The organism is Thioclava sp. F28-4 (assembly GCF_002020045.1).
GTDB lineage: Bacteria > Pseudomonadota > Alphaproteobacteria > Rhodobacterales > Rhodobacteraceae > Thioclava > Thioclava sediminum.
The window spans coordinates 248,941-271,636 of sequence record NZ_MPZQ01000001.1; the positions used below are offsets into that span (position 1 = coordinate 248,941).

Annotated in this window: 23 protein-coding genes and 1 riboswitch; of the genes, 18 read left to right on the forward strand and 5 right to left on the reverse strand. The window is 65.7% G+C overall.

The window, feature by feature from the left end; genetic code table 11:
- The first annotated feature begins 41 nt into the window (after positions 1–41).
- From BMI87_RS01165 to BMI87_RS01180, 4 genes are read left to right on the forward strand one after another with little or no spacing between them, the layout of a single operon-like run.
- A complete protein-coding gene (locus BMI87_RS01165) occupies positions 42–1,271 on the forward strand; it encodes a peptidylprolyl isomerase (protein ID WP_168175135.1) in 1,230 nt (409 codons plus the stop codon).
- Positions 1,268–2,290, forward strand: a complete 1,023-nt coding sequence (pdxA, locus tag BMI87_RS01170) for a 4-hydroxythreonine-4-phosphate dehydrogenase PdxA (protein WP_078519339.1) — start codon at positions 1,268–1,270, stop codon at positions 2,288–2,290. The genes BMI87_RS01165 and pdxA overlap by 4 nt, the downstream gene beginning before the upstream one ends.
- A gap of 9 nt (positions 2,291–2,299) precedes the next feature.
- On the forward strand, positions 2,300–3,145 hold the full coding sequence (gene rsmA / locus BMI87_RS01175; RefSeq protein ID WP_078519340.1) for a 16S rRNA (adenine(1518)-N(6)/adenine(1519)-N(6))-dimethyltransferase RsmA: 846 nt from the start codon (positions 2,300–2,302) through the stop codon (positions 3,143–3,145).
- Positions 3,142–3,591 carry a GNAT family N-acetyltransferase gene (locus BMI87_RS01180; protein ID WP_078519341.1) on the forward strand — a complete coding sequence of 150 codons (450 nt, stop codon included), beginning with the start codon at positions 3,142–3,144 and terminating at the stop codon, positions 3,589–3,591. The genes rsmA and BMI87_RS01180 overlap by 4 nt, the downstream gene beginning before the upstream one ends.
- Positions 3,592–3,664: 73 nt before the next feature.
- On the opposite strand, the gene BMI87_RS01185 is transcribed toward BMI87_RS01180, so the two are convergent.
- From BMI87_RS01185 to prfA, 3 genes are all read right to left on the reverse strand, one after another.
- A complete protein-coding gene (locus tag BMI87_RS01185; RefSeq protein WP_078519342.1) occupies positions 3,665–4,432 on the reverse strand; it encodes a DUF4167 domain-containing protein in 768 nt (255 codons plus the stop codon).
- Between the two features lie 270 nt (positions 4,433–4,702).
- Entirely contained in the window at positions 4,703–5,560 is an 858-nt protein-coding gene (gene prmC, locus BMI87_RS01190; RefSeq protein WP_078519343.1) for a peptide chain release factor N(5)-glutamine methyltransferase, read from the reverse strand.
- Positions 5,557–6,612 (reverse strand): peptide chain release factor 1, encoded by a 1,056-nt coding sequence (prfA, locus tag BMI87_RS01195; RefSeq protein ID WP_078519344.1) that lies wholly within the window; start codon positions 6,610–6,612, stop codon positions 5,557–5,559. Before prfA ends, prmC begins: the two co-directional genes overlap by 4 nt.
- Positions 6,613–7,003: 391 nt before the next feature.
- On the opposite strand from prfA, the gene BMI87_RS01200 reads away from it, so the two are divergent.
- The 12 genes from BMI87_RS01200 (at position 7,004) to BMI87_RS01255 (ending at position 17,548) form a co-directional block, all read left to right on the forward strand.
- On the forward strand, positions 7,004–7,369 hold the full coding sequence (locus tag BMI87_RS01200) for a DUF59 domain-containing protein (RefSeq protein WP_078519345.1): 366 nt from the start codon (positions 7,004–7,006) through the stop codon (positions 7,367–7,369).
- A 208-nt stretch (positions 7,370–7,577) separates the two neighbouring features.
- Complete coding sequence (locus tag BMI87_RS01205; RefSeq protein ID WP_078520000.1) at positions 7,578–8,651, forward strand: alkene reductase; 1,074 nt, start codon at positions 7,578–7,580, stop codon at positions 8,649–8,651.
- A gap of 81 nt (positions 8,652–8,732) precedes the next feature.
- Entirely contained in the window at positions 8,733–9,338 is a 606-nt protein-coding gene (locus tag BMI87_RS01210; protein WP_078519346.1) for a hypothetical protein, read from the forward strand.
- Positions 9,335–10,078, forward strand: coding sequence for a DUF3307 domain-containing protein (locus BMI87_RS01215; protein ID WP_078519347.1), 744 nt, complete (start codon positions 9,335–9,337; stop codon positions 10,076–10,078). The genes BMI87_RS01210 and BMI87_RS01215 overlap by 4 nt, the downstream gene beginning before the upstream one ends.
- 24 nt (positions 10,079–10,102) lie before the next feature.
- Entirely contained in the window at positions 10,103–10,474 is a 372-nt protein-coding gene (locus tag BMI87_RS01220; RefSeq protein WP_078519348.1) for an iron-sulfur cluster assembly accessory protein, read from the forward strand.
- A gap of 88 nt (positions 10,475–10,562) precedes the next feature.
- Positions 10,563–11,306 carry a triose-phosphate isomerase gene (gene tpiA / locus BMI87_RS01225; RefSeq protein ID WP_078519349.1) on the forward strand — a complete coding sequence of 248 codons (744 nt, stop codon included), beginning with the start codon at positions 10,563–10,565 and terminating at the stop codon, positions 11,304–11,306.
- Between the two features lie 150 nt (positions 11,307–11,456).
- A complete protein-coding gene (prfB, locus tag BMI87_RS01230; protein WP_078519350.1) occupies positions 11,457–12,581 on the forward strand; it encodes a peptide chain release factor 2 in 1,125 nt (374 codons plus the stop codon).
- 6 nt (positions 12,582–12,587) lie between these two features.
- Positions 12,588–13,133: an AAA family ATPase gene (locus BMI87_RS01235; protein ID WP_078519351.1), complete on the forward strand. Its 546-nt coding sequence runs from the start codon at positions 12,588–12,590 to the stop codon at positions 13,131–13,133.
- A 35-nt stretch (positions 13,134–13,168) separates the two neighbouring features.
- Positions 13,169–13,915, forward strand: coding sequence for an SDR family oxidoreductase (locus BMI87_RS01240; RefSeq protein ID WP_078519352.1), 747 nt, complete (start codon positions 13,169–13,171; stop codon positions 13,913–13,915).
- A gap of 106 nt (positions 13,916–14,021) precedes the next feature.
- Positions 14,022–14,795: a DUF2189 domain-containing protein gene (locus tag BMI87_RS01245; RefSeq protein ID WP_078519353.1), complete on the forward strand. Its 774-nt coding sequence runs from the start codon at positions 14,022–14,024 to the stop codon at positions 14,793–14,795.
- 93 nt (positions 14,796–14,888) lie between these two features.
- Positions 14,889–16,124 carry a putative DNA modification/repair radical SAM protein gene (locus BMI87_RS01250; protein ID WP_078519354.1) on the forward strand — a complete coding sequence of 412 codons (1,236 nt, stop codon included), beginning with the start codon at positions 14,889–14,891 and terminating at the stop codon, positions 16,122–16,124.
- Entirely contained in the window at positions 16,124–17,548 is a 1,425-nt protein-coding gene (locus BMI87_RS01255; RefSeq protein ID WP_078519355.1) for a UdgX family uracil-DNA binding protein, read from the forward strand. The genes BMI87_RS01250 and BMI87_RS01255 overlap by 1 nt, the downstream gene beginning before the upstream one ends.
- Before the next feature lie 4 nt (positions 17,549–17,552).
- Here the strand turns inward: BMI87_RS01255 and BMI87_RS01260 are convergent, their stop codons facing one another.
- Complete coding sequence (locus BMI87_RS01260) at positions 17,553–18,296, reverse strand: cytochrome c biogenesis CcdA family protein (protein ID WP_078519356.1); 744 nt, start codon at positions 18,294–18,296, stop codon at positions 17,553–17,555.
- Positions 18,297–18,390: 94 nt separating this feature from the next.
- On the opposite strand from BMI87_RS01260, the gene BMI87_RS01265 reads away from it, so the two are divergent.
- Both BMI87_RS01265 and BMI87_RS01270 read left to right on the forward strand, forming a co-directional pair.
- Positions 18,391–18,618 (forward strand): sulfurtransferase TusA family protein, encoded by a 228-nt coding sequence (locus BMI87_RS01265; protein ID WP_078519357.1) that lies wholly within the window; start codon positions 18,391–18,393, stop codon positions 18,616–18,618.
- A 62-nt stretch (positions 18,619–18,680) separates the two neighbouring features.
- Positions 18,681–18,827: riboswitch (FMN riboswitch) on the forward strand.
- Positions 18,828–18,908: 81 nt separating this feature from the next.
- Complete coding sequence (locus tag BMI87_RS01270; RefSeq protein WP_078519358.1) at positions 18,909–19,343, forward strand: 6,7-dimethyl-8-ribityllumazine synthase; 435 nt, start codon at positions 18,909–18,911, stop codon at positions 19,341–19,343.
- A 72-nt stretch (positions 19,344–19,415) separates the two neighbouring features.
- On the opposite strand, the gene BMI87_RS01275 is transcribed toward BMI87_RS01270, so the two are convergent.
- Positions 19,416–22,379 carry an Rne/Rng family ribonuclease gene (locus tag BMI87_RS01275; protein WP_078520001.1) on the reverse strand — a complete coding sequence of 988 codons (2,964 nt, stop codon included), beginning with the start codon at positions 22,377–22,379 and terminating at the stop codon, positions 19,416–19,418.
- Between the last annotated feature and the right edge of the window lie 317 nt (positions 22,380–22,696).

Here is a 22,696-nt window from a genome sequence, read left to right on the forward strand (position 1 = left end):
AAGGGCCAAGACTGAACGAGACGAAACGGACAGGCACGCTCATGACGATGATGACCCGACTGCTCACCCTTCTGGCGCTGATGCTCGCCCTGCCTTTCGCCGCAGGGACGGCGCAGGCGCAATCGGGCGGCAGCTTCGCGCCCGTCGTTACCGTCAACGGGATGGGCGTGACCGATTACGAGATCAGCCAGCGCCAGCGCTTCATGCAGCTGCTCAATGCCGGCTCGAACTCCCGTGAGGATGCCGAGAAGGCGCTGATCGAAGATCGCTTGCGCGTCTGGGCCGGCAATCGCATCGGCATCAAGCTCGACGAAGCCGCGATTCAGCAGGGCATGGACGAATTCGCGGGCCGCGCGAACATGACTGGCGAGCAATTCGTGCAGGCGCTGCAGAAGGAAGGCGTCGATCCGAACACCTTCCGCAACTTCACCGAGGCCGGCCTCGTCTGGCGTCAGGTGGTCCGGGCGCGGTTCGGGCCGCAGGTGAACATCACGAAAGCGGACATCGACCGCGCGATGATGCCCGAAAGCCAGACCGGCAAGGGCGTGAAAGTGCTGATCTCCGAGGCGATCGTGCCCGCCCCGCCGGGCCGCGAGCGCGCGGCGATGGGTCAGGCGCGGCAACTGTCGGCCGCGCAGGGCGATGGCGCATTCGCAGCACTCGCACGTCAATATTCGGCCGCTCCCTCGCGGGATCGCGGCGGGCGTCTGGACTGGATGCCGATCGACAAGCTGCCGCCGCAACTGCGCGGCGTGGTGCTCAAGCTCAAGCCCGGCACGGCGACCCAGCCGATCGAGCTCAAGGGCGCGGTCGCGGTCTTCATGCTGCGTGCGATCGGTGACGGCGACGCGCCGTCGGGCCCGCAGACGCTGAGCTACATGACCTTCTCGATCGGCCAGACCGGCTCGCAGCAATCGGCCAAGATCCAGAGCCAAGTGGCCGCGGCGCGCCAATGCAACCAGCTCTACACCATCGGCAAGGGCTTCCCGGCGAGCGCGCTCACCATGCATGAGGATGTGGCGCAGGCGCAGGTGCCGACCAATGTCGGTCTCGCGCTGTCGCATCTCGACGTGGGCGAGAGCGAAGTTATCCCGCAGGGCGCAAACGATCTTCTGGTGATGCTCTGCGATCGCAAGGTGGCCCCCGAGGGCGACCAATCGGCCCCCGACCGCGATCAGGTCCGCGCGGCGCTGGAGAGCAAGGCGCTCGAAGCCTATGCCAACGGCTACATGGCCGATCTGGAAGCCGACGCGGTGATCGTGCGCAAATGAGCGCCCAGCCGACCGATCGCACCGCGGCCCGTGCGCCCGACCGCCCCGTGATCCTCAGCTGCGGCGATCCCTCGGGGGTTGGCCCCGAGATCGCCGCCCGCGCCTGGGAGCATTGCGGCGCGAAGCTGCCCTTCGTCTGGATCGGCGATCCCGCGCATCTGCCGCGCGGCACGAAGATCCGCGAGATCGACCGGCCTTCCGATGCGCTGCGCAATGCCAGCGCCGGGCTGCCGGTGCTGCCCCATCAATTCCCCGCCGCCGCCCTGCCGGGCGAGCCCGATCCGGCCAATGCGAAAGCCGTCATCGACGTGATCGCGCGCGGCGTCGATCTGGTGATGCGCGGCGAAGGCACCGGGCTTACCACCGCGCCGATCAACAAGAAGGCGCTGAAGGACGGGGCAAAGTTCACCTTTCCCGGCCATACCGAATATCTCGCCCATCTCGCGGGCGTCGAGCGGGTGGTGATGATGCTGGCTTCGTCGCGTGTCGACCCGCCGCTGCGCGTGGTGCCCGCCACGATCCATGTCGCGCTCTCCGAAGTGCCGAAACTCCTGACCCCGCAGCTTCTGCGCGAGACGGTGCGGATCACCTATGAAGGGCTGCGGCGCGATTTCGGCTTCTCTGCCCCACGGATCGCGGTGGCGGGGCTGAACCCGCATGCAGGCGAAGGCGGTGCGATGGGCTCCGAGGAAGGCGACTGGATCGCCGACACGCTCGACGGTCTGCGCGAAGAGGGCTACGCCGTCGCGGGCCCGATGCCCGCCGATACGATGTTCCACGCCCGCGCCCGTCAGACCTACGACGCCGCGATCTGCGCCTATCACGATCAGGCGCTGATCCCGATAAAGACGCTCGATTTCGACGGCGGGGTGAATATCACGCTCGGCCTGCCCTTCGTGCGGACCTCGCCCGATCACGGCACCGCCTATGACATCGTGGGCCAGGGCCGCGCCAACCCCGCCTCGCTGATTGCGGCGCTGGAGATGGCGGCCCGGATGGGAGCCGCGCGTCATGACTGAGGCTGCGTGATGGCGACAATCGACGGGCTGCCGCCGCTGCGCGAGGTTCTGCAGACGCATGACCTCGTCGCAAAGAAGAGCCTTGGGCAGAACTTCCTGCTGGATCTGAACCTGACCGCGAAGATCGCACGCTCTGCGGGCGATCTGACGGGCGCGGATGTGCTGGAGGTCGGCCCCGGCCCCGGTGGCCTCACGCGCGGGCTTCTGGCCGAAGGGGCGCGCAAGGTGCTCGCGATCGAGAAGGACACGCGCTGCCTTCCCGCTTTGGCCGAGATTGCCGAGGCCTATCCGGGACGGCTCGAAGTCATCAATGGCGACGCGCTGCAGATCGACCCGCTCGCGCATCTGACACCGCCGATCAAGATCGCCGCGAACCTGCCCTATAACGTGGGCACCGAATTGCTGGTGCGCTGGCTGACGCCGAAAGACTGGCCGCCCTTCTGGGAAAGCCTGACGCTGATGTTCCAGCGCGAGGTGGCCGAGCGGATCGTGGCCAAACCGGGCAGCAAGCATTACGGGCGGCTCGCGATCCTCGCCCAATGGCGTGCCGAGGCGAAGATCGTGATGAGCCTGCCGCCCGAAGCCTTCACGCCCGCCCCGAAGGTCCATTCCGCGGTGGTGCATCTGCGCGCCCTGCCCGAGCCACGCTATCCCGCCGATGCGGCGACGCTCAGCCGGGTCGTCGCTGCCGGCTTCAACCAGCGCCGCAAGATGCTGCGCGCCTCGCTGAAAGGCGTGGCCCCCGATATCGAGGCGAAACTGGAGCAGGCCGGGATCGCGCCGACCGAGCGCGCCGAACGCGTGACGCTGGAGCAGTTCTGCCGCCTTGCACGCATCGTCGCGGGTCAGGAATGATCCGTCCGGCGCGCGAGGACGACCTGCCGCGCATTGCCGAGATCGCCGAGGCGGCCTTCTCCCGCTACATTCCCCGGATCGGACGCCCACCCGCGCCAATGCTCGCCGATCATGCCGCCGAGCTGCCGCATCTCTGGGTCTGCGAGGGAGAGAACGGAGTCGCGGGCTATATCGGGCTCTTTGCGGATGACGGGACGCCGCCCCGGTTGCAGATCGAGCCCGTCGCCGTCGACCCGGCCGCGCAGGGCCAGGGGATCGGGCGGCAGTTGATGGCGTTCGCCGAGGCGCGCGCCCGCGAGATCGGCGCGGAAAAGCTGTGGCTTTTCGCCAATGCCGCAATGGAGGAGAGCCGCGCAGTCTATGCGCGGCTCGGTTTTGTCGAGCGCGACCGCCGGATGGATGGCGGCTATGACCGGGTGTTTCTGGACAAAGACCTGACCGCCTGAGCGCCGCCCCTGCCCCATCATGCAAAAAGGCCCGCCGATCCGGCGGGCCTTTTGCTATCTCTTGTCCGAGGCTTTACTCGCCCGAGGCTTTGGGCATCTCGGCGCTCGCCTCTGCCTTTTCAGCCTTGTCGGCTTTCGGGGCACGCGGCTTGCGCGGGGCGCGCGGACGCTTGGGCTTTTCGGCCTTTTCCGCTTTCTCAGCCTTCTCAGGCTGTTCCGCGGCTTTCGGCGCCTCTTCACTGCTGCGGCTTTCCGGCGTCTCGACGAGGGTGGAATCCTCTTCAAGCTCCAGCTGCGGCATCGGCGGCATCATCTCGGGGCTTTCGGCGCGCTTGTTGCGACCGGAGGATTTCGCCTCGCTGCGCTCTTCGCGACGCTCGGACGTATTGTTGTCCTGAGCTTCACCCTTCGACTGGGCCTCGTTCTGGCCGTCGTCCTGCTGAGCGTGGTTCTGGCCATTATTCTGACCGTTGCCACCGTTGTTCTGGCCGCCTTGGTTCTGACCACCGTTATTCTGGCCACCATTGTTCTGGTTGCCATTGTTCTGGTTGTTCTGCTGGCGCTGCTGGTTGCGGGCCTCTTGCTCGCGGGCCTGTTCTTTCTGCGCCTCGCCCAGCATTCGCGTGTAATGCTCTGCGTGCTGCAGGAAGTTCTGTTCGGCCACGCGATCGTTGCCGAGCTGCGCATCGCGCGCAAGCTGAAGATATTTGTCGATGATCTGCTGCGGCGTACCGCGCACCTTGCCTTCGGGGCCGGAGCTGTCGAAGACGCGGTTAACGATATTGCCCATCGACCGTTGACGGTTCGACTTATTGCGCGAACGGGATTTCGAAGATCTCATGGCTTTCGTTTTCTTGGCCCGTTGTCACGGGCTTTTCGGAAATGGCCGCTAATGCGTGGCCTGCGGGCTGAACTGTCACGCTGGGCATACTTGCCCGGTTTCGTTCCTAACACCCGCGCTGTGAAGCTGAGCCGTGCGGTGGATCAATATCCGCCCTGCACAGGCTTGACTAAACATGCGGGGGGCCACCTTTCAAGTCAGAAAATCGGTCAAATCCGCGATTTCCGCCGATTCGCGAGGTTTTCCCCAAGTTTTTGCGCGATTTCGCGCTCAGGAAGCGCCGCAATCCGCCGTATCCCCGGATTTATGCGCCAAAACGACGCGGTCGCGCCCATCGAGATCCTGGCGCGTCTCGATCCGCTCGAAACCTTGGGCCGCGAAGAGGTCACTGACCGCCTGCGCCTGTGTCGGGCCGATCTCGACCGCGAGACGACCGCCTGCGAGCAACCGCGCCCCTGCCCCGCGTGCAATCGCACGATAGGCGTCGAGCCCATCGCCGCCGGGGGTCAGCGCCGAGAGCGGCTCCCAGTCGCGCACATCCTGCGAGAGCCCCGCCATTTCGTCTTGGGCGATATAGGGCGGGTTCGAGACGATGAGGTCGTAGCGCCCCGGCACATTGGCAAACCAGTCTGAAATCAGGAACTTGGCGCGCTTGGCCACACCGAGCGCCTCGGCATTGGATTTCGCGACTTCCAACGCGGCGTCCGACAGATCGGTCCCCGTTCCCGCCGCGAAGGGCATGGATTTCAGCAGCGAGATCAGGATGCAACCTGTGCCCGTGCCAAGGTCGAGCGCGTGGACGAAGGGCCGCTCCAGCGCCACCTCGACCAGCAGTTCCGTCTCCGGGCGCGGGTCGAGCGTGTCGCGGGTGATGCGGAATTCGTGGCCCCAGAAGAGGCGCTTGCCGGTGATCTGGGCGACGGGCTGGCGCGCCTCGCGGGCAGTCAGCGCCACCTCGAACCGGGCGGCTGCGTCCTCTGGCAGCGGGTCTTGCAGCGCCAGCGTCAGTCGGTCGGGCGCGATCTGCAGCGCATGGGCCAAAAGCCTGCGCGCGTCGGTCTGCGCGCCCTCGATCCCGGCCTCGCGCAGACGCCGCGTCGCGGCGACCAACGCATCCTGCGCCCTCACACCTCCATCTCCGCCAGTTTCGCCGCCTGATCGTCGGCAATCAGCGCGTCGACCACCTCGTCGATCTCGCCTTCCATAACCTTATCAAGGGAATAGAGGGTAAGATTGATGCGGTGATCGGTCAGCCGCCCTTGCGGGAAATTATAGGTGCGGATGCGCTCCGAGCGGTCGCCGGAGCCCACTTGAGACTTCCGCGTCTCGGCGCGCTTGGAGGCCGCCCTGTCGCGCTCGGCCTCGAACAGCCGCGCGCGCAGCACCGCCATCGCATTGGCGCGGTTCTGATGCTGGGATTTCTCCGACGAGGTCACGACGATCCCGGTCGGGATATGGGTGATGCGCACCGCCGAGTCCGTGGTGTTGACGTGCTGGCCGCCCGCCCCGGAGGCCCGCATCGTGTCGATGCGGATGTCGCTGGCGGGAATGTCGATATCGACCGCCTCGACCTCGGGCAGAACGGCCACGGTCGCGGCGGAGGTGTGGATGCGCCCGCCGGCCTCGGTTTCCGGCACGCGCTGCACGCGGTGGACGCCGGATTCGTATTTCAGCCGCGCGAAGACGCCCTCGCCTTCGATCCGGGCGACGGCTTCCTTGACGCCGCCCAGCTCGGTCTCGGTCAGCTCCATCATCTCGAACCGCCAGCCGTGTTTCTCGGCGTATTTCTGATACATCCGCAGCAGGTTGCCCGCGAAAAGCGCCGCCTCCTCGCCGCCCGTACCGGGGCGGATTTCCAAGATCGCGGGGCGCGCGTCGGCGGCATCCTTGGGCAAAAGCGCCACGCGCAAAGCCTGCTCCATCTCGGGGATACGGGATTTGAGGCGCGGCAGCTCCTCTTCGGCCAGATCGCGCATTTCCGGGTCGGTCATCCACCCCTCCGCCTCTTCCAGATCGGCGCGCGCCTGACGCCACGCTTCGATCTGGGTCACGACCGGTTTGAGTTCGGAATACTCACGGCTGATCTCGGCGATCTTGGCGGGTTCCGCGCCAGCGTTGAGCAGCGCCTCGAGGTACTCGAAGCGCGCGAGGATCTGGTCGAGTTTCTCTTCGGGCAACATGGGATCGGTTTGGCGTGAAGCGGGAGGGGCGTCAAGGCAGGAGCGTTGGGGGTGGAGTGTGTTCATAAGACGGAGGGCCGCGGCCGACCCTTGGGTGGGCGCTTTGCATCCTCGATGGCTGGGCCCTTAATCGCGAAAGCCCGCAAGGAGGTCGTGCCCGCGATGACGTCGCCAATGCGCCCTCCCGAGGGGAGGGTCGGGCGCGGCCCGGGGCTGGTCGCCCCGCGCCAAGGCCTACGTTTCCACGCTCCGCATCGGATGCGCCTCCACGTCATCACATATCAGCCGGTGGCCCACGCCTCCCTTTACGGCTCGGGTCCTATCACCTAGATAAACAGTCGAGTAATTCGATAGGCGCCCGCGCGCGCCCCCGCCGATGAAAGAGGCTTCCATGACCGCCACGCCCGAAGAGCCGCTTGAAGGCACGCCGCTGATCAAGCCCTCGACGACCGATCACCCGCTCTACGAAAATGTCGTGGAAGCGTGCCGCACCGTCTATGACCCGGAAATTCCGGTGAACATCTATGATCTCGGCCTCGTCTACACGATCGAGATCAGCCCCGAGAATGACGCGAAGGTGATCATGACGCTCACCGCGCCGGGCTGCCCCGTCGCGGGCGAGATGCCGGGCTGGGTTCACGATGCCGTGGCCTGCGTCGGCGGTCTGCGCGATGTCGATGTCGAGATGACCTTCGATCCGCAATGGGGCATGGACATGATGTCGGACGAGGCGCGGCTGGAACTGGGCTTCATGTGAGGCTCGGAGAGGGCTCTGCCCCCGCACCCTGCGGGTGCCCCCCGGGATATTTCGGACCAAGAGGAAGGGAGCCACGCGGCTCCCTTTTTGCTTCCTCGCATTTGCGCACAGGGGCGTTGCGCGTAGCTCACCTTGCCCATAGCGCCGCGCGACCCATCTCATGTCGCCGAACGTCAAACCCGATGAGAGGCCCGACTAGATGACCGACATGGCTGATACGCTTTTCTCCCCCACGAAGCTCGGCGCGATCGAGATCGCGAACCGTTTCGTTATGGCGCCGCTGACCCGCAACCGTGCCCCCGACCTGCATCCGACCGACATGACGGTGGAATACTACCGCCAGCGCGCAGGCGCGGGGCTGATCATCACCGAAGGTACGCAGATCTCGCCGATGGGTCAGGGCTATGCCTGGACGCCTGGTATCTATAACGACGCGCAGGTCGCTGGCTGGAAGAAGGTCACCGAGGCCGTGCATGGCGCGGGCGGCAAGATCGTCGCACAGATCTGGCATGTCGGCAGGATTTCGGTGCCGCAGCTTCTGGATGGGCGCGATCCGGTCGGTCCCTCGGCGATCTCGGCCGAGGCGAAAACCTTCGACGGTGAAGGCTTCGTCGCGACCACCACACCACATGCGCTGACGGTCGAAGAGATCGCCGCCACGGTCGAGGATTACCGCAACGCGGCGCGCAACGCGAAAGCCGCGGGCTTCGATGGCGTCGAGATTCACGCCGCGAATGGCTACCTGATCGACCAGTTCCTGCGCGACACTTCGAACAAACGCGAGGACGCATATGGCGGCTCGATCGAGAACCGCACCCGCTTCCTGCGCGAAGTGGTGGACGCGGTGACCGAAATCCTCGGCGCCGAGCGCGTGGGCATCCGCCTCTCGCCCTGGTCGAACGCGAATAACGTCGGCATCGACAGCAACACGGCCGAGCTGTTCGGCGCGGTGGTCGATTTCCTCAACACCAAGCCGATGGCCTATGTTCATTTCGTGGAAGGTCAGACCGGCGGTCCGCGCGAATGGCCCGAGGACGGGATCGAGACGCTGCGTGCGAAGTCGAAGGCGCCCTATATCGCGAATAATGGTTACGACAAGGCGATGGCCGAAGCGGCGCTGAAAGAGGGCGCGGCGGCGGTGGCTTTCGGCAAACTGTTCATCGCGAACCCGGACCTGCCGACGCGCTTCGAGAAGGGCGCGCCGCTCAACGAACCGAACCCGGAGACGTTCTACGGCGGCGGTGCTGAGGGCTACACGGATTATCCGTTCCTCGACGAATGACGCAGGCTATTTCGCCTGCTAAATAGTTAATGCAGGTATTTTTGCTTGCATATCGCCATGCGCAGGCCTTATAACCTGCGCATGGTTTATTTTTGCGTTCTCACCGGCGATATCGTCGCCTCGACCCGGCTCTCCGCGTCGGAACTGAGCGCGGCGCTCGATGCGATCGAGGGGGCGGCGGCAGCGCTGCGGCCTTCCCTCGGCACGATGAGCTTCGCCCGCAATCGCGGCGATGGCTGGCAGATCGCGATCACCGAGCCGCGCTATCAGGCAAGGCTGGCCGTGCTGATCCGGGCCGAATTGCGCGCTCTGGGCGAGGCGTTCTCGACCCGGATCGCGATTGCGGAGGGCGATGGCACGCTGCCTGCGGATGGCGACCTGAACGGAGCGTCGGGGCCGGTCTTCACCGCCTCGGGGCAACTGCTCGACAGCCTCGAGGGGCCGCGCATCGCGCATGCGGCGGGCGGACCACTTGGCGCGGCGATGCGGCTGTGCGATCACATCTCGGAAGGCTGGACCCCGGCGCAGGCGCGCGCGATTGCACCGATGTTGCGCCTCGATCCGCCGACCCAGACCGCCGCCGCCTCCGAGATCGGGATCACCCGGCAATCGCTGGCACAGGCCTTGGCAAGCGCGGCGTACCCGGCCATCGTGGAGGCCCTAGCGATGATCGAGGAGACCCCATGATCGAGACTTTCGCGGCGCTTCTCTTTGCCCATGCCTTCACCGATTTCGCGTTTCAAAGCAGCGACATGGCGGCGAAGAAGGCTGGGCGGGACGGAGCGGCTCTGGCCACGCATATCGCGATCCTTGCGGGGCTGACGCTGCTGGTGGGGCTGCAGCCGAGTTGGGTGCTGATCGGGGTGCTGGTGCTGGTCGCGCTCAGCCATCTCGTGATCGATGTGGCCAAGAGCTTCGCGCCGCGTGAACAGGCCCTCGCCGCCTTCCTCGGCGATCAAGCCGCCCATCTGGCTGCGACCGCACTGATCGCCGCCGCCTTCCCGACGTTCTGGGCCAATTCGCTCTGGGCGAACCTCTCATGGCTCCCCGGCGCCCTGACGCTCGCGACGGGGCTTCTGATCACCACCCGCGCGGGCGGCTTCGCGGTGGGGCTGCTGATGGCGCAATATGAAAACGACGCCCCGCCCGAAGGCCTGCCCCAGGGCGGGCGGATGATCGGGCTGCTCGAACGCGGGCTGATTTTTCTTCTGGTACTCGCCGGTCAGCCCTCCGGCATCGGCTTCCTGATCGCGGCGAAGTCGATCCTGCGCTTCGAGGCGGTCTCCAAGGACGGAGCGAATCCGAAATCCGAATATGTGATCATCGGTACGCTGGCCTCTTTCGGCTGGGCGCTCGCCGCCTCTTACGCCACGCTCGCGCTTTTGGGACAGCTTCCGCCCCTTGGAATCCTGCCCGTCCCCGACTAAATTACTCGGTGAAGGAGAGCCCCCATGTTCAACGTCCCCGGACAAGATCCCGTCACCCTGACCGACGCCGCCGTCGCGCAGATCGCCAAGCTGATGTCGCGCGAGGACGCGGCTGGCTTCCGCATCGGCGTGAAGAAAGGGGGCTGCGCGGGCATGGAATACACGATGGAGGTCGCGGCCGAGGCCGGGCCGATGGATATCGTCGTGGAAAAGGGCCCCGCCCGTGTGCTGATCGCGCCGATGGCGCAGATGTTCATGCTGGGCACCGAGATCGACTACGAGACCGGCCTTCTGGAATCGGGCTTCAAGTTCCGCAATCCGAACGTGGTCGACGAATGCGGCTGCGGCGAGTCGATCAAGTTCGCCGATATGGAAGCCCCCCAAAGCAACGGCTAAGTCGCGTCCCCGCGCCAATTTGCCCTTTGCGAGCCTGCGCCCCCTGCCCTAATGTCGGGCCCAACGACATCAGGGAGAGTAATCGCACATGCGCAAGAAACTGGCCGCCGGCAATTGGAAGATGAACGGGCTCAAGAGCAATCTGGGCGAGGTCACGGCGCTGACCGAAGCGCACCCGTCCCCCGCCTGTGACGTGCTCCTATGCCCGCCCGCGACGCTAATCGGCGCGATGGCCGAGGCGGCTGGCGGCAAGCTCGCGGTCGGCGGGCAGGATTGCCACATGAACGAGAGCGGCGCGCATACGGGCGACATCTCGGCGCGGATGATCGCGGATGCGGGTGGTTCTTACGTCATCGTCGGTCATTCCGAGCGTCGCGCGGACCACCACGAAAGCGATCTGATCGTGCGCGCCAAGGCCGAGGCGGCGATTGGTGCAGACCTGATCGCGGTGATCTGCGTGGGCGAAACGGAAGCGCAGCGCGACGGCGAACAGACGCTCGACGTGGTCGGCGAACAGCTTGCGGGCTCGGTGCCCGATGGGGCGACAGCCGCCAATTGCGTGATTGCCTATGAACCCGTCTGGGCGATCGGCACGGGCCGCACGCCGACGCTGGAGCAGATCGCCGAGGTGCATGACTTCATGCGCAACACGCTGGTCGCGCGCTTCGCCGATGATGGCAACGGGATGCGCCTGCTCTATGGCGGGTCGGTCAAGCCCTCCAATGCCGAAGAGATTTTCGCGACCTCCAACGTCGATGGCGCGCTGGTGGGCGGGGCCTCGCTCAAGGCCAGCGATTTCGGCGCGATCATCGCGGCACTGGACGCGAGCTGAGCCAAGTCCCGCTCCGGCCCACGGAGGCCACAGACACAAGGGCCGCGCGGCTTTTCAACGCCGCGCGGCCCACGCAATTTCCCCCGCGCCGCCTTGCGGGTGCCGCCCCGATCTCGTATCACGCGGGCCAAGCTTTCAAGAGGATGACAGATGCGCGCCGAGACGCAGAACACCGTCGAACAGATCCGCAAGTCCCTGACCTTGCTGGGCCAGCGGATGGACCTCGAGACCGCGCCGCACCGGATCGAGGAATTCAACGCGATGATCGAAGACCCCACCCTGTGGGACGATCAGGCGCGCGCGCAGAAACTGATGCGCGACCGGCAGCAACTGATGGACAAGTTCGAAACCTATAACCGGATCAAGCAGGATCTGGAGGACAATGTCGAACTGATCGAGATGGGCGAGATGGAAGACGACGAGGAAGTCGTCTCCGAGGCCGAGGCCTCGCTGGCCGCGCTGAAAGAAACCGCCGCGTCGAAAGAGCTCGAAGCGCTGCTCGACGGTGAGGCGGATGCGAATGACACGTTCCTCGAGATCAACGCGGGCGCGGGTGGCACGGAGGCGTGCGACTGGGCCTCGATGCTGCAGCGGATGTATGTCCGCTGGGCCGAGAAACGCGGCTACGAGGTCGAGTTGCAATCCGAAGAACCGGGTGCAGAGGCCGGGATCAAATCCTGCGCCTACAAGATTTCCGGCCCCAACGCTTATGGCTGGCTGAAATCGGAATCGGGCGTGCATCGCCTCGTGCGGATATCGCCCTTCGGCAAGGGCACGCGCGAAACCTCGTTTGCGTCGGTCTGGGTCTATCCGGTGGTCGACGACAATATCGAGATCGAGGTGAACCCCGCCGATATCCGCATCGACACGTTCCGCTCCTCGGGCGCGGGCGGTCAGCACGTCAACACGACCGACTCGGCGGTGCGGATCACCCACCACCCGACCGGGATCGTGGTCACCAGCTCCGAGAAGTCGCAGCACCAGAACCGCGACATCGCGATGAAGGCGCTGAAATCGCGCCTCTATCAGATGGAGCTGGAAAAGCGCACCGCGGCGATCAACGAAGCCCACGAGAACAAGGGCTCGGCCGGCTGGGGCAACCAGATCCGCTCTTACGTGCTGCAGCCCTACCAGATGGTGAAGGACCTGCGCACGCAGTACGAGACCTCGGACACGCAGGGCGTGCTCGACGGCGATCTCGACGGGTTCATGGCGGCGACGCTGGCGCTTGGCCTCGAAGGCAAATCCCGCGCCGACGCGCAAGCGGAGAACTGATCGCGAATGGCGGCGCGGGTTCATATCACCGGCGCCGCGGGTTCGGGCACATCTTCTTTGGGCGAACGTCTGGCCGACCGGCTAGGCGTCACCCATCTCGACACCGATCAGTTCTACTGGGCCGAGAGCGACCCGCCCTACACCGTCAAACGCCGCCCCGCTGAACGACTGGCGCTGATGGAGGCGGCGAAGGAGCCCGAGGGCTGGGTAATCTCCGGCTCGCTCGACGGCTGGGGGGAGCCCGCAATCGCAGGTGCCGACCTGATCGTCTTTCTCACCGCTCCGACACCGATCCGCCTTGCGCGCCTGCGCAAGCGCGAAGCGGCGCGCTTCGGCACGCGCATCCGCAAGGGCGGCGATATGGAGACCAATCACGGCTCCTTCCTGACCTGGGCTGCGGGCTATGACGATCCCTATTTCTCGGGGCGCTCGCTCAGCCGCCATCACGAATGGCTGGCGGGCCGGGCCGAGCCGGTGCTGGAGCTGTCGGGCACGCGACCGCTCGACGAGCTGCTGGCGGAGTGCGTTTCCGCGCTCGGAATGAAACCCTGAACGGTTTTGGCGCGTATCCTCTCCAGTAGCGAGAGATGAGCACCGTGGAGTTCAAGAACAAACGCATCTGGATCATGGGCGCGAGCTCGGGCATCGGGCAGGCGCTGGCGCGCGAACTGGCTGCGCGCGGGGCGCGGCTGGTGCTGTCGGCCCGCTCGGTCGAGCCGCTGGACGCGCTGAAGGCGGAACTGGGTCAGGGCGAGGTCGTCCCCTGCGACGTCTCCGACCCCGAAAGCCTCGACGATGCGCGCGGCGAGATCCTGAGCCACGGAAAGCTGGACGCAATGATCATCACCGCGGCGCTCTACGATCCCGGCCGCGTCGATGAAATCGAGCGCGACGCCGCGCGCAAGCTGGTGGAGGTGAACCTGCTCGGCACGCTGTGGTTCGCGCAGGCCGCACCGGGATTGCTGCGCGAGGGCGGGCAGCTGGTGATCTTCGGCTCGGTCGCGGGCATCTTCGGGCTGCCGAAGGGGCAGCTCTATTCCGCCTCGAAAGCCGCCGTCATCAACCTCGTCGAGAGCCTGCGCGTGGAATATGCGCCCGCGATCGACGTGCGGCTGATCTCTCCCGGTTTCGTGAAGACTCGCCTAACCGAGAAGAACGATTTTGCCATGCCCTTCGTCATCGAAGCCGATGAGGCCGCCCGCCGCATTGCCGACGGGCTGGCCAAGAACCGCTTCGAGACCCACTTCCCCCGCCGCCTGACATGGCAGCTCAAGCTATTGAAACGACTGCCTTATACGCTGTCGCTTCGACTGACGAAACGGATGGGCGGCTGAGCCTCGCGGCGACGCAGCAAGCAATTCTCTGGACAGATCACGCCCGCGTGACGCAACGTGAAGTTGCGGGCCTTGGGGAGAGGGCCCTCAGTCAGGGAGAATACACATGCAAACGATCGCGTCGCCGCCTTCCGAGGTGCCGCATATCCGCGACCTTCAGGTCTCGGAAATACCAGACATCCTGAAAGCAGGATGGAACGATTTCAAACGCGCCCCGGCCTTCGGGCTGATGTTTTCGGGCTTTTACGTGCTCGGTGGCATCGTGCTCTGGACCGTGTTCGCAGCCCAGGGCGAGGAATGGTGGCTGATCCCCTTCGCGCTCGGCTTTCCGCTGCTCGCGCCCTTTGCCGCGATGGGTCTCTACACCGTCAGTCGTAGGCTGGAAGCCCAAGAGCCGCTGGTCTGGCGTGAGGTGATCGCCTGCTGCGTTTCCGAGAAGGACCGCCAGACGCCCTCGATGGCGATGCTGATCCTGATGATGTTCATGTTCTGGGTCTTCGTCGCCCACACGACCTTCGCGCTGTTCATGGGGCTGTCGGCCTTCACCAATGTCTCCAGCTCGCCCGAAATCCTGTTCACCGGTAACGGGCTGATGATGCTGACGATCGGCTCCGCGATCGGGGCGGCCTTCGCGGCGATTCTGTTTTCCTTCACCGTGGTGGGTCTGCCGCTGATCATGGATCGAGAGATCGACATCATCACCGCCATCCTCACCTCGATGCGGGCAGTCGCCGCCAACCCGGTCTCGATGGCGATCTGGGGCATGGTGATCGCGGCGAGCCTGTTCATCGGGATGCTGCCGGTCTTCCTTGGCCTGTTCATCGTGCTGCCGGTGCTGGGCCATGCCAGCTGGCACATGTATCGCCGCCTGACGGCCTGAAACCGAAGCGACGTTTTCCAAAGGGGCGCGATTTTCGCGCCCCTTTGTCATGGATTTATTGAAAGGCGAAAAATGTGAACATATAGTGAACGCATGGCAAGAATGACCCTCGATCAGAAACTGGCGATCCTCTCGGATGCGGCGAAATACGATGCCTCCTGCGCGTCGAGCGGGGGGCAGCGGCGCGATTCCAAGGATGGCAAGGGGATCGGCTCGGTCACGGGCTCCGGCATCTGCCACGCCTATACGCCGGACGGGCGCTGCATCAGTCTGCTGAAAATCCTGATGACGAATTTCTGCATCTACGACTGCGCCTATTGCGTGAACCGGGTCAGTTCCAACGTCACCCGCGCGCGGTTCTCGCCCGAGGAGGTCGTGACCCTCACGCTGGAATTCTACCGCCGCAACTATATCGAGGGGCTGTTCCTGTCGTCCGGCATCATCCGCTCGCCCGACGACACGATGGCCGATATGGTGCGGATCGCGAAGCTCTTGCGGGTGGAGCATAATTTCCGCGGATACATTCACCTGAAGACCATCCCCGATGCCGCCCCCGAACTTATCGAGGAGGCCGGACTTTACGCCGACCGCCTCTCGATCAATGTCGAGCTGCCGACCGACCGCGCGGTGCAGGACTACGCCCCCGAGAAGGACCCCGCCCAGATCCGGCGCGCGATGGGCGATGTGCGGCTGCTGCGCGAGGCCCGGAAAGAGCGCAGCTTCACCGGCAAGCGCCCCCCGAAATTCGCGCCCGCCGGGCAATCGACGCAGATGATCGTCGGCGCGGACGGGGCGAATGACACGACGATCCTGAAGACCTCGACGCGGCTCTATTCGAGCTATGCGCTCAAACGCGTCTATTACTCTGCCTTCTCGCCGATCCCCGACAGTTCCGCCGCACTGCCGCTGATCAAGCCGCCCTTGATGCGCGAGCATCGGCTCTATCAGGCGGATTGGCTGCTGCGCTTCTACGGCTTCGACGTGGACGAGATTTCGCAAGGTACGACCGACGGCAATCTCGATCTGACGGTCGACCCGAAGCTCGCCTGGGCGCTGGCGAACCGGCATCTGTTCCCGCTCGACGTGAACCGGGCCGAGCGTGAGATGCTGCTGCGCGTGCCGGGGCTGGGGGTGAAGACGGTGGGTCGCGTGCTGGCGACGCGCCGCCACCGGACGCTGCGCTACGAGGATCTGCGGCGGATGGGGGCGAACCTGAAGCAGGCGAAGCCTTTCATCACGCTGTTGGACTGGCATCCGCGCGCGCTGACCGACGCGGCAGACCTGCGCGCCCGTTTCGCCCCGCCGCCACAGCAATTGCAGCTGTTGTGATGCGCACGATCACCCTGCCCGAGATCGGCACGTTCGAGGCGTGGCGAGACGAGGCCCGCGCGGCCTTGGGCGCTGGTATCCCGCCCGAGGAGCTTCTGTGGCATCGCGGGGCGGGTGAGGCCGATCTCTTCGCCCAGGACGCCCCTACCCCCACAGGCGGCGCTGTGAGCGTGCCGAAGGGCTTTGTCGATCTCGCCCGCCTCGTGATCTGCCATCGCGACCCGGAACGCTTCGCGCGGGCTTACTCGGTGCTCTGGGCGCTGCGATCCGACAAGCGCCTGCTGGAAGACCGCGCCGATCCGCGCATCGACCGGGTGAACCGCATGGCGAAGGAGGTCTCGCGCGACCGCCACAAGATGACCGCCTTCGTGCGCTTCCGCGAGATCGGCGAGCCCGACGCCCCCCGCCGCCGTTTCGCCGCGTGGTTCGAGCCCACGCATTACATCTGCGAGCTGACCGCGCCGTTTTTCGTCAAACGCTTCGGCGATATGGACTGGTCGATCTTCACGCCCGACCTGACCGCGCATTTCGAAGCGGGCAAGCTGCGCTTCAGCGAGGGCCAGCCGCGCCCTGACTTGCCCGAGGATGGCGCGGAAGACCTCTGGCGCACCTATTTCCGCAACATCTTCAACCCGGCACGGCTGAAGATCGGCGCGATGCAATCCGAGATGCCGCGCAAGTATTGGCATAACTTGCCCGAGGCCGGGCTGATCCCCGAGATGATCGCGACCGCGCAGGCGCGCGCCGAATTGATGGCGGCCAACGCACCCACGCTCGCCCCGGCCCGTGCAGGCAAGATCACCGAGCGTCTGGCGAGCGACCGCGCCACGCCGCCGCCCGTGGGCGACCGCGAAGATCTGCTCGCCGGGCTGAACGCCTGCTGCCGTTGCCCGCTCTGGGAGAATGCGACGCAGGCGGTGCCGGGCGAAGGGCCACTGGATGCGCCGCTGATGATCGTGGGCGAGCAGCCCGGCGATTTCGAGGATCTTGAGGGACGCCCCTTCGTCGGCCCCGCCGGGCAGCTCTTCGACGAGGTGGCAGCACGTGCAGGCCTGTCCCGCGAGCGCGCCTTCCTCACCAATGCGGTGAAACATTTCAAATTCACCCCGCGCGGCAAGCGGCGCATCCACCAGTCGCCCGACCGGCAGGAAATCCACCACTGCCGCTGGTGGCTCGATCAGGAGCGCGCGCTGGTGAAGCCGAAGGCGATCCTCGCGATGGGGGCGACCGCGCTGGAGAGCCTCACCGGGGATCGGCGGGGCCTTCTCAAACGGCGCGGCACGGTGGAGGTGCTCGACGACGGCACGCCGATGCTGATCACCGTCCACCCGTCCTACCTGCTGCGCCTGCCCGACATCGAAAAGCCCGCGATGCTGCGGGCTTTCGAGGCGGATCTGGTCCGCGCGGCGCAAATGGTGGCCTGAGGGCTCAGCCCAGCACGGCAAGGCTCGGGAAGGTTTCCAGCAGCCAGAAGCTGATCGCCGAGAACGCGTTGGTCAGCAGCAGGATCCCGACGACGACCAGCAGCGCGCCCATCGTCTTCTCGATGATCCCCATATAGGCCTTGAGCCGGTTCATCACCCCGATCGCACGCTGGATGAACAGCGCGGCCAGCAGGAACGGGATGCCCAGCCCCAGCGCATAGACCGCCAGCAGAGCCGTCCCGCGTGCCTGATCGCCGCCTTGGGCGGCTAGCGACAGGATCGCACCCAGTTGCGGGCCGATGCAGGGCGTCCAGCCGAAGGCGAAGGCGAGGCCCAGCACATAGGCACCCAAGCTTGAGCCGCCCCGGTCGCCCGCATCCAGCCGCGCCTCGCGGTCGAGGATCGAGATCCGGAAAACCCCGAGAAAATGCAGGCCGAGGATCACGATCACCCCGCCCGCGATCCGTCCGAACAGCACCTGATTGGTCAGGAAGAACCGCCCGAAGGTCGAGACGGCAAACCCCATGAACAGAAACACCGTCGACAGGCCCAGCACGAAGAACAGGGCCGGGACCACGGCCGAGCGCTTGCCCTCGCGCAGATCGCCCATGCTCACCCCGCCCATATAGGCGAGATAGGGCGGCACGATCGGCAGCACGCAGGGGCTGAGGAATGACAACAGACCCGCAAAGAGCGCCACGAAGGCGGCGGGCAGGAACGCAGCGGAGACGAGATCGATTCCAAACATGTTCCTCCTCTACCCCATTCCTCGCGCGCGGTCACCGGGTCGTGAGATAACAACAGCGTGGACAAATCAGCGCGGCCGCGCGAGAACCTCCGCCATGACGCCCGATATCGAAATCGATGCGAAGGGGCTGCTCTGCCCCCTGCCCGTTCTGCGCCTGCGCAAAGCGCTCGAGTCGGCCGCGCCCGGCGCACTGGTCCAGCTGGTCGCGACCGACGGGGCAAGCTGGATCGACGTGCCGCATTTCTGCGCGCAAACCGGACACGAACTGGTCGAGGCAGAGGATTGGGAAGGCGTGAAGGTCTATCTGGTGCGCAAGGGGTGATGACCGTCGCATCCTGACCGAGCAAAGCCCCTTGCCGAGCGCAAGAACGCGTGCCAATCTCCGGCCATTCTCAGGGCGGGGCGAAATTCCCCACCGGCGGTATGCGGCGAAATCCGCGAGCCCGCGAGCGCCTCGCCGTCGTGCGAGGGTCAGCAGATCAGGTGCGAGGCCTGAGCCGACGGTTACAGTCCGGATGGAAGAGAATATGCATCCGACCCCGTGCCTTGGCGCGTGGGCGCGGACTGCATGTGATCGCCTTGGGTGACGTGTCGCTATGCAAGGAGATTACGATGACACACACCCGTTACGCCTTCATCAAAGCCAATTGGCACGCCGATATCGTCGACCGTGCGCTCGAGGGGTTTCTCGAAGAGATCCCGGAGGCGCAGGTCGATGTCTTCGACGTGCCCGGCGCGTTCGAGCTGCCGATGAAGGCACAGCAGCTGGCCCGCACGGGCCCCTATGGCGCCATCGCGGCGGCGGCGCTGGTCGTCGATGGCGGGATCTATCGGCATGATTTCGTGGCGCAGGCCGTGGTGAATGGCCTGATGCAGGTGGGGCTGGAGACGGGCGTGCCCGTGCTGTCGGTCTCGCTGACCCCGCATCAATTCCAGGAGACCGATCATCACCGGACGATCTTCGGCAGCCATTTTGTCGAGAAAGGCCGCGAGGCGGCGCGGGCGGCGCTGCAACTGACCCGACAGGCACAGGACCTGGCCGCCTGAGCGCGGAAAACGAAATACGAAAACGAAAAAGGCCGGGCGCTCTGCCCGGCCTTTCTCAAATCTGAAGGTGCCTCAGCGGCTCCACCAGCCCCGTTTCTTGGGCTTGGGTGCCTCTTCGGTCATCGTCTCGCCCTCGGCCTCGGTCTCGGCGAAGGCCGGACCACCGGGCAGTTCGACCGGCGCATCGGGCTGCGGCGTTTCCGGCGGCTGCTCGAACGGGGTTTCCGGTTCGGGCGTGGGCGGCGCTTCCTGCGGCACGTCGATAGGGGTTTCCTGCGGCGTGGGCTCGGGCGTCTCGACCGGTGCGTCGGGCTGCGGCGTCTCCTGCGGTTCGGTCGGCGCGTCGGGCTGCGGGGTTTCCGGCGGCTCGGGCGTGTCGGGCGTCTCTGCGACGGGTTCCTCGACCTTTTTGCGCGCACGGGAGCGACGCTTCGGCTTGGGCGCCTCCTCGGCTGCCTCTGCGGCGTCGGCCTTGACCTCTGCGGCGCTGCCTTCGACGGCAGCTTGCGCATCGGCCTCCGCGTCCACCTTCTTGCGCGACCGCGTGCGACGCTTCGGCTTGGGCGCTTCTTCCTCGGCCTTGGCCTCGGTGCCCTCGACGGCAGCCTCGGCGGTTTCAGCCTCGGCGTTCGGCTCTTCCACCTTCTTGCGCGCGCGCGAGCGGCGCTTGGGCTTCGGCGCTTCTTCCTCGGGCTGAGCCTCTGTCTTCGCGTCGGTTTGCGCCTCGGTCTTGGCCTCGTCTGCCGGAGCTTCCGCCGCCTGCGCGGGTTCGGCCTTGGCGGGCGCTTCCTGCCCTTCGGCTGGCTCGGACTTCTGACCGTCCGACTTCTGGTCGTCCGACGACTGATCGCCGTTCTCCGCGGAGTCGTTATTCTCCCCGTTCTCGCCATTCGACTTCCGGCGGCGACGACGGCGACGACGCTTCTTCTTCGGCTGCTCCTCAGTTTCGGTCTCGACCGTCGCGGTCTGCTCCTCGGCCTCGGATTCAGCTTCGGTCTGCGCCTCGTCCTCCGCGTCGTCGATCTCGGCCATCAGGCTGGCCGACGCCGACACCACGGGGCTGTCCACTTCCGCGACATTGCGCGTCGCGGTCTTGAACTTCTCGATGGTGAAATCGGGCGAGACGAGTTCCGGCGCGGCTTCGATGCGCACGGACATGCCGTAACGCGCCTCGATCACCGCCACATGCTCGCGCTTGGCGTTCATCAGGTAGTTGGCGACTGCGACGGGGGCACGCACCAGAACCTCGCGGGTCCGTTTGCGGGTGCCCTCTTCCTCGATCGCGCGCAGGACGCTCAGCGCGAGGCTGTCATCGGAGCGGATCAGGCCGGTGCCGTGGCAATGGGCGCAGGGCTGCGTCGTGGATTCGATCATACCCGGACGCAGGCGCTGACGGCTCATCTCGAGAAGGCCGAAGCCGGAGATACGGCCGACCTGAATGCGCGCGCGATCGGTCTTGAGACGTTCCTTCATGCGCTTCTCGACGGCGTTGTTGTTCTTACGCTCGTCCATGTCGATGAAGTCGATCACGATCAGACCGGCGAGGTCGCGCAGGCGCAGCTGGCGGGCCACTTCGTCGGCGGCCTCCAGGTTGGTCTTGAGCGCGGTTTCCTCGATCGAGCCTTCCTTGGTCGCCCGACCGGAGTTCACGTCGATGGCGACGAGCGCCTCAGTGACGCCGATCACGATGTAACCGCCGGACTTGAGCTGCACGGTCGGGTTGAACATCGATGCGAGGTAGCTCTCCACCTGATGGCGCGCGAAGAGCGGCAGCGACTCGGCGTAGTGCTTCACGTTCTTGGCGTGGCTCGGCATGATCATTTTCATGAACGCCTTGGCCGCGCGGTAGCCGCGCTCGCCCTCGACGAGAACCTCGTCGATATCCTTGTTGTAGAGGTCGCGGATCGACCGCTTGATCAGATCGCCTTCCTCGTAGATCGGCGCTGGCGCGACGGATTTCATCGTCAGGTCGCGGATCTGCTCCCACAGGCGCATCAGGTATTCGTAGTCGCGCTTGATCTCGGTCTTGGTGCGCTGCGCGCCCGCCGTGCGCACGATCAGGCCCGCGCCTTTCGGCACGTCCAGTTCGCCCGCGATTTCCTTGAGCTTCTTGCGGTCGGCGGCGTTGGTGATCTTGCGCGAGATGCCACCACCGCGCGCGGTGTTGGGCATGAGCACGCAGTAGCGGCCTGCCAGCGAGAGATAGGTGGTCAGCGCCGCGCCCTTGTTGCCGCGCTCTTCCTTGACGACCTGCACCAGCATGATCTGGCGCACCTTGATCACTTCCTGGATTTTGTAGCGGCGCGGACGCGGCTTGCGAGCCGGGCGGATTTCTTCTTCGACATCCTCGTCGGCGACGGATTCGATGCCGCTATCGGCCTCGGCAGCGTCATCGCCCGCGTCGTCGTCATCGTCGTCGGAGTCGTCGCTGTCATCCTCGTCGGACGCGGTCTCAGCCGCAGCGGCGGGCGTCGAGGCGGTTTCCTGAGCCTGCGCGGGAGCGTCCTCGCCCGGAGCCTCGGTGCTGTCGGTCTGCGCTTCGGCCTTGGTCTCGTCGGCGGGCGCGTCGGCAGCCTCGCCGGAGGTTTCGCCTTCCGCTTCGGGATCGACGACGCCCATACCCGGGATCTCGTCCGAGCTGATCACCGCCTCGTCCTGCTTGGCCTTCTCCGCCTTGTTCGACGACCGGCGCGAACGGCGGCGGCGCGAAGATTTCGGCTTTTCCTCTTCCGCAGCCGCGGCCTCGGCGAGCTGGCGTTCTTCTTCCAGCAGCGCTTCGCGGTCGGCGACCGGGATCTGGTAGTAATCGGGGTGGATTTCCGCGAAGGCGAGGAAGCCGTGCCGGTTTCCGCCATAGTCGACGAAGGCCGCCTGCAGGGACGGTTCGACGCGCGTTACTTTCGCGAGATAGATATTTCCGGCGAGCTGCCGTTTGTTGATGGTCTCAAAGTCGAATTCTTCAACCTTGTTGCCGTCCACCACCACGACGCGGGTCTCTTCCGCGTGGGTGGCATCGATAAGCATCTTCTTTGCCATGTAAATCCAATAGGTCAGCCCTTTGCGACCTGCCCGGGGGCGCGGCGCTGTCTTGGGCTGAAACTGTCCTTGAGGCGAGGGTGCGGACATGCGCGCAGACGGCGGTGGCGTGGAGCCTGCCCGTCCTCATCTGCGATATCCCGTCACGCATCATCGCGGTTCTTTCCAAGGCGCGGTCGGCCTTAGCCGCGTGGCGCCCAATTAACGGCCTCCGTCCCGTCTAATGCGGAAGAGGGAGACAAACTTGCGGCCTTTCGGCCAATCGGTTGAGCCGGGGCCCCTTGCGCATCATCTGCGCCGGATCGGCCAAGGCATCA

Coding starts and splice junctions, on each gene's coding strand:
- prfA (WP_078519344.1), bottom strand. CDS start 6,612: ATGTTGCCCGAAGAGAAACTCGACCAGATCCTCGCGCGCTTCGAGTAC.
- BMI87_RS01220 (WP_078519348.1), top strand. CDS start 10,103: ATGTTCAACGTCCCCGGACAAGATCCCGTCACCCTGACCGACGCCGCC.
- BMI87_RS01240 (WP_078519352.1), top strand. CDS start 13,169: ATGAGCACCGTGGAGTTCAAGAACAAACGCATCTGGATCATGGGCGCG.
- BMI87_RS01180 (WP_078519341.1), top strand. CDS start 3,142: ATGATCCGTCCGGCGCGCGAGGACGACCTGCCGCGCATTGCCGAGATC.
- BMI87_RS01210 (WP_078519346.1), top strand. CDS start 8,733: ATGGTTTATTTTTGCGTTCTCACCGGCGATATCGTCGCCTCGACCCGG.
- BMI87_RS01265 (WP_078519357.1), top strand. CDS start 18,391: ATGACGCCCGATATCGAAATCGATGCGAAGGGGCTGCTCTGCCCCCTG.
- BMI87_RS01185 (WP_078519342.1), bottom strand. CDS start 4,432: ATGAGATCTTCGAAATCCCGTTCGCGCAATAAGTCGAACCGTCAACGG.
- BMI87_RS01270 (WP_078519358.1), top strand. CDS start 18,909: ATGACACACACCCGTTACGCCTTCATCAAAGCCAATTGGCACGCCGAT.
- BMI87_RS01275 (WP_078520001.1), bottom strand. CDS start 22,379: ATGGCAAAGAAGATGCTTATCGATGCCACCCACGCGGAAGAGACCCGC.
- rsmA (WP_078519340.1), top strand. CDS start 2,300: ATGGCGACAATCGACGGGCTGCCGCCGCTGCGCGAGGTTCTGCAGACG.
- BMI87_RS01260 (WP_078519356.1), bottom strand. CDS start 18,296: ATGTTTGGAATCGATCTCGTCTCCGCTGCGTTCCTGCCCGCCGCCTTC.
- BMI87_RS01255 (WP_078519355.1), top strand. CDS start 16,124: ATGCGCACGATCACCCTGCCCGAGATCGGCACGTTCGAGGCGTGGCGA.
- prfB (WP_078519350.1), top strand. CDS start 11,457: ATGCGCGCCGAGACGCAGAACACCGTCGAACAGATCCGCAAGTCCCTG.
- BMI87_RS01250 (WP_078519354.1), top strand. CDS start 14,889: ATGGCAAGAATGACCCTCGATCAGAAACTGGCGATCCTCTCGGATGCG.
- BMI87_RS01235 (WP_078519351.1), top strand. CDS start 12,588: ATGGCGGCGCGGGTTCATATCACCGGCGCCGCGGGTTCGGGCACATCT.
- pdxA (WP_078519339.1), top strand. CDS start 1,268: ATGAGCGCCCAGCCGACCGATCGCACCGCGGCCCGTGCGCCCGACCGC.
- BMI87_RS01205 (WP_078520000.1), top strand. CDS start 7,578: ATGGCTGATACGCTTTTCTCCCCCACGAAGCTCGGCGCGATCGAGATC.
- BMI87_RS01165 (WP_168175135.1), top strand. CDS start 42: ATGACGATGATGACCCGACTGCTCACCCTTCTGGCGCTGATGCTCGCC.
- BMI87_RS01215 (WP_078519347.1), top strand. CDS start 9,335: ATGATCGAGACTTTCGCGGCGCTTCTCTTTGCCCATGCCTTCACCGAT.
- BMI87_RS01245 (WP_078519353.1), top strand. CDS start 14,022: ATGCAAACGATCGCGTCGCCGCCTTCCGAGGTGCCGCATATCCGCGAC.
- BMI87_RS01200 (WP_078519345.1), top strand. CDS start 7,004: ATGACCGCCACGCCCGAAGAGCCGCTTGAAGGCACGCCGCTGATCAAG.
- tpiA (WP_078519349.1), top strand. CDS start 10,563: ATGCGCAAGAAACTGGCCGCCGGCAATTGGAAGATGAACGGGCTCAAG.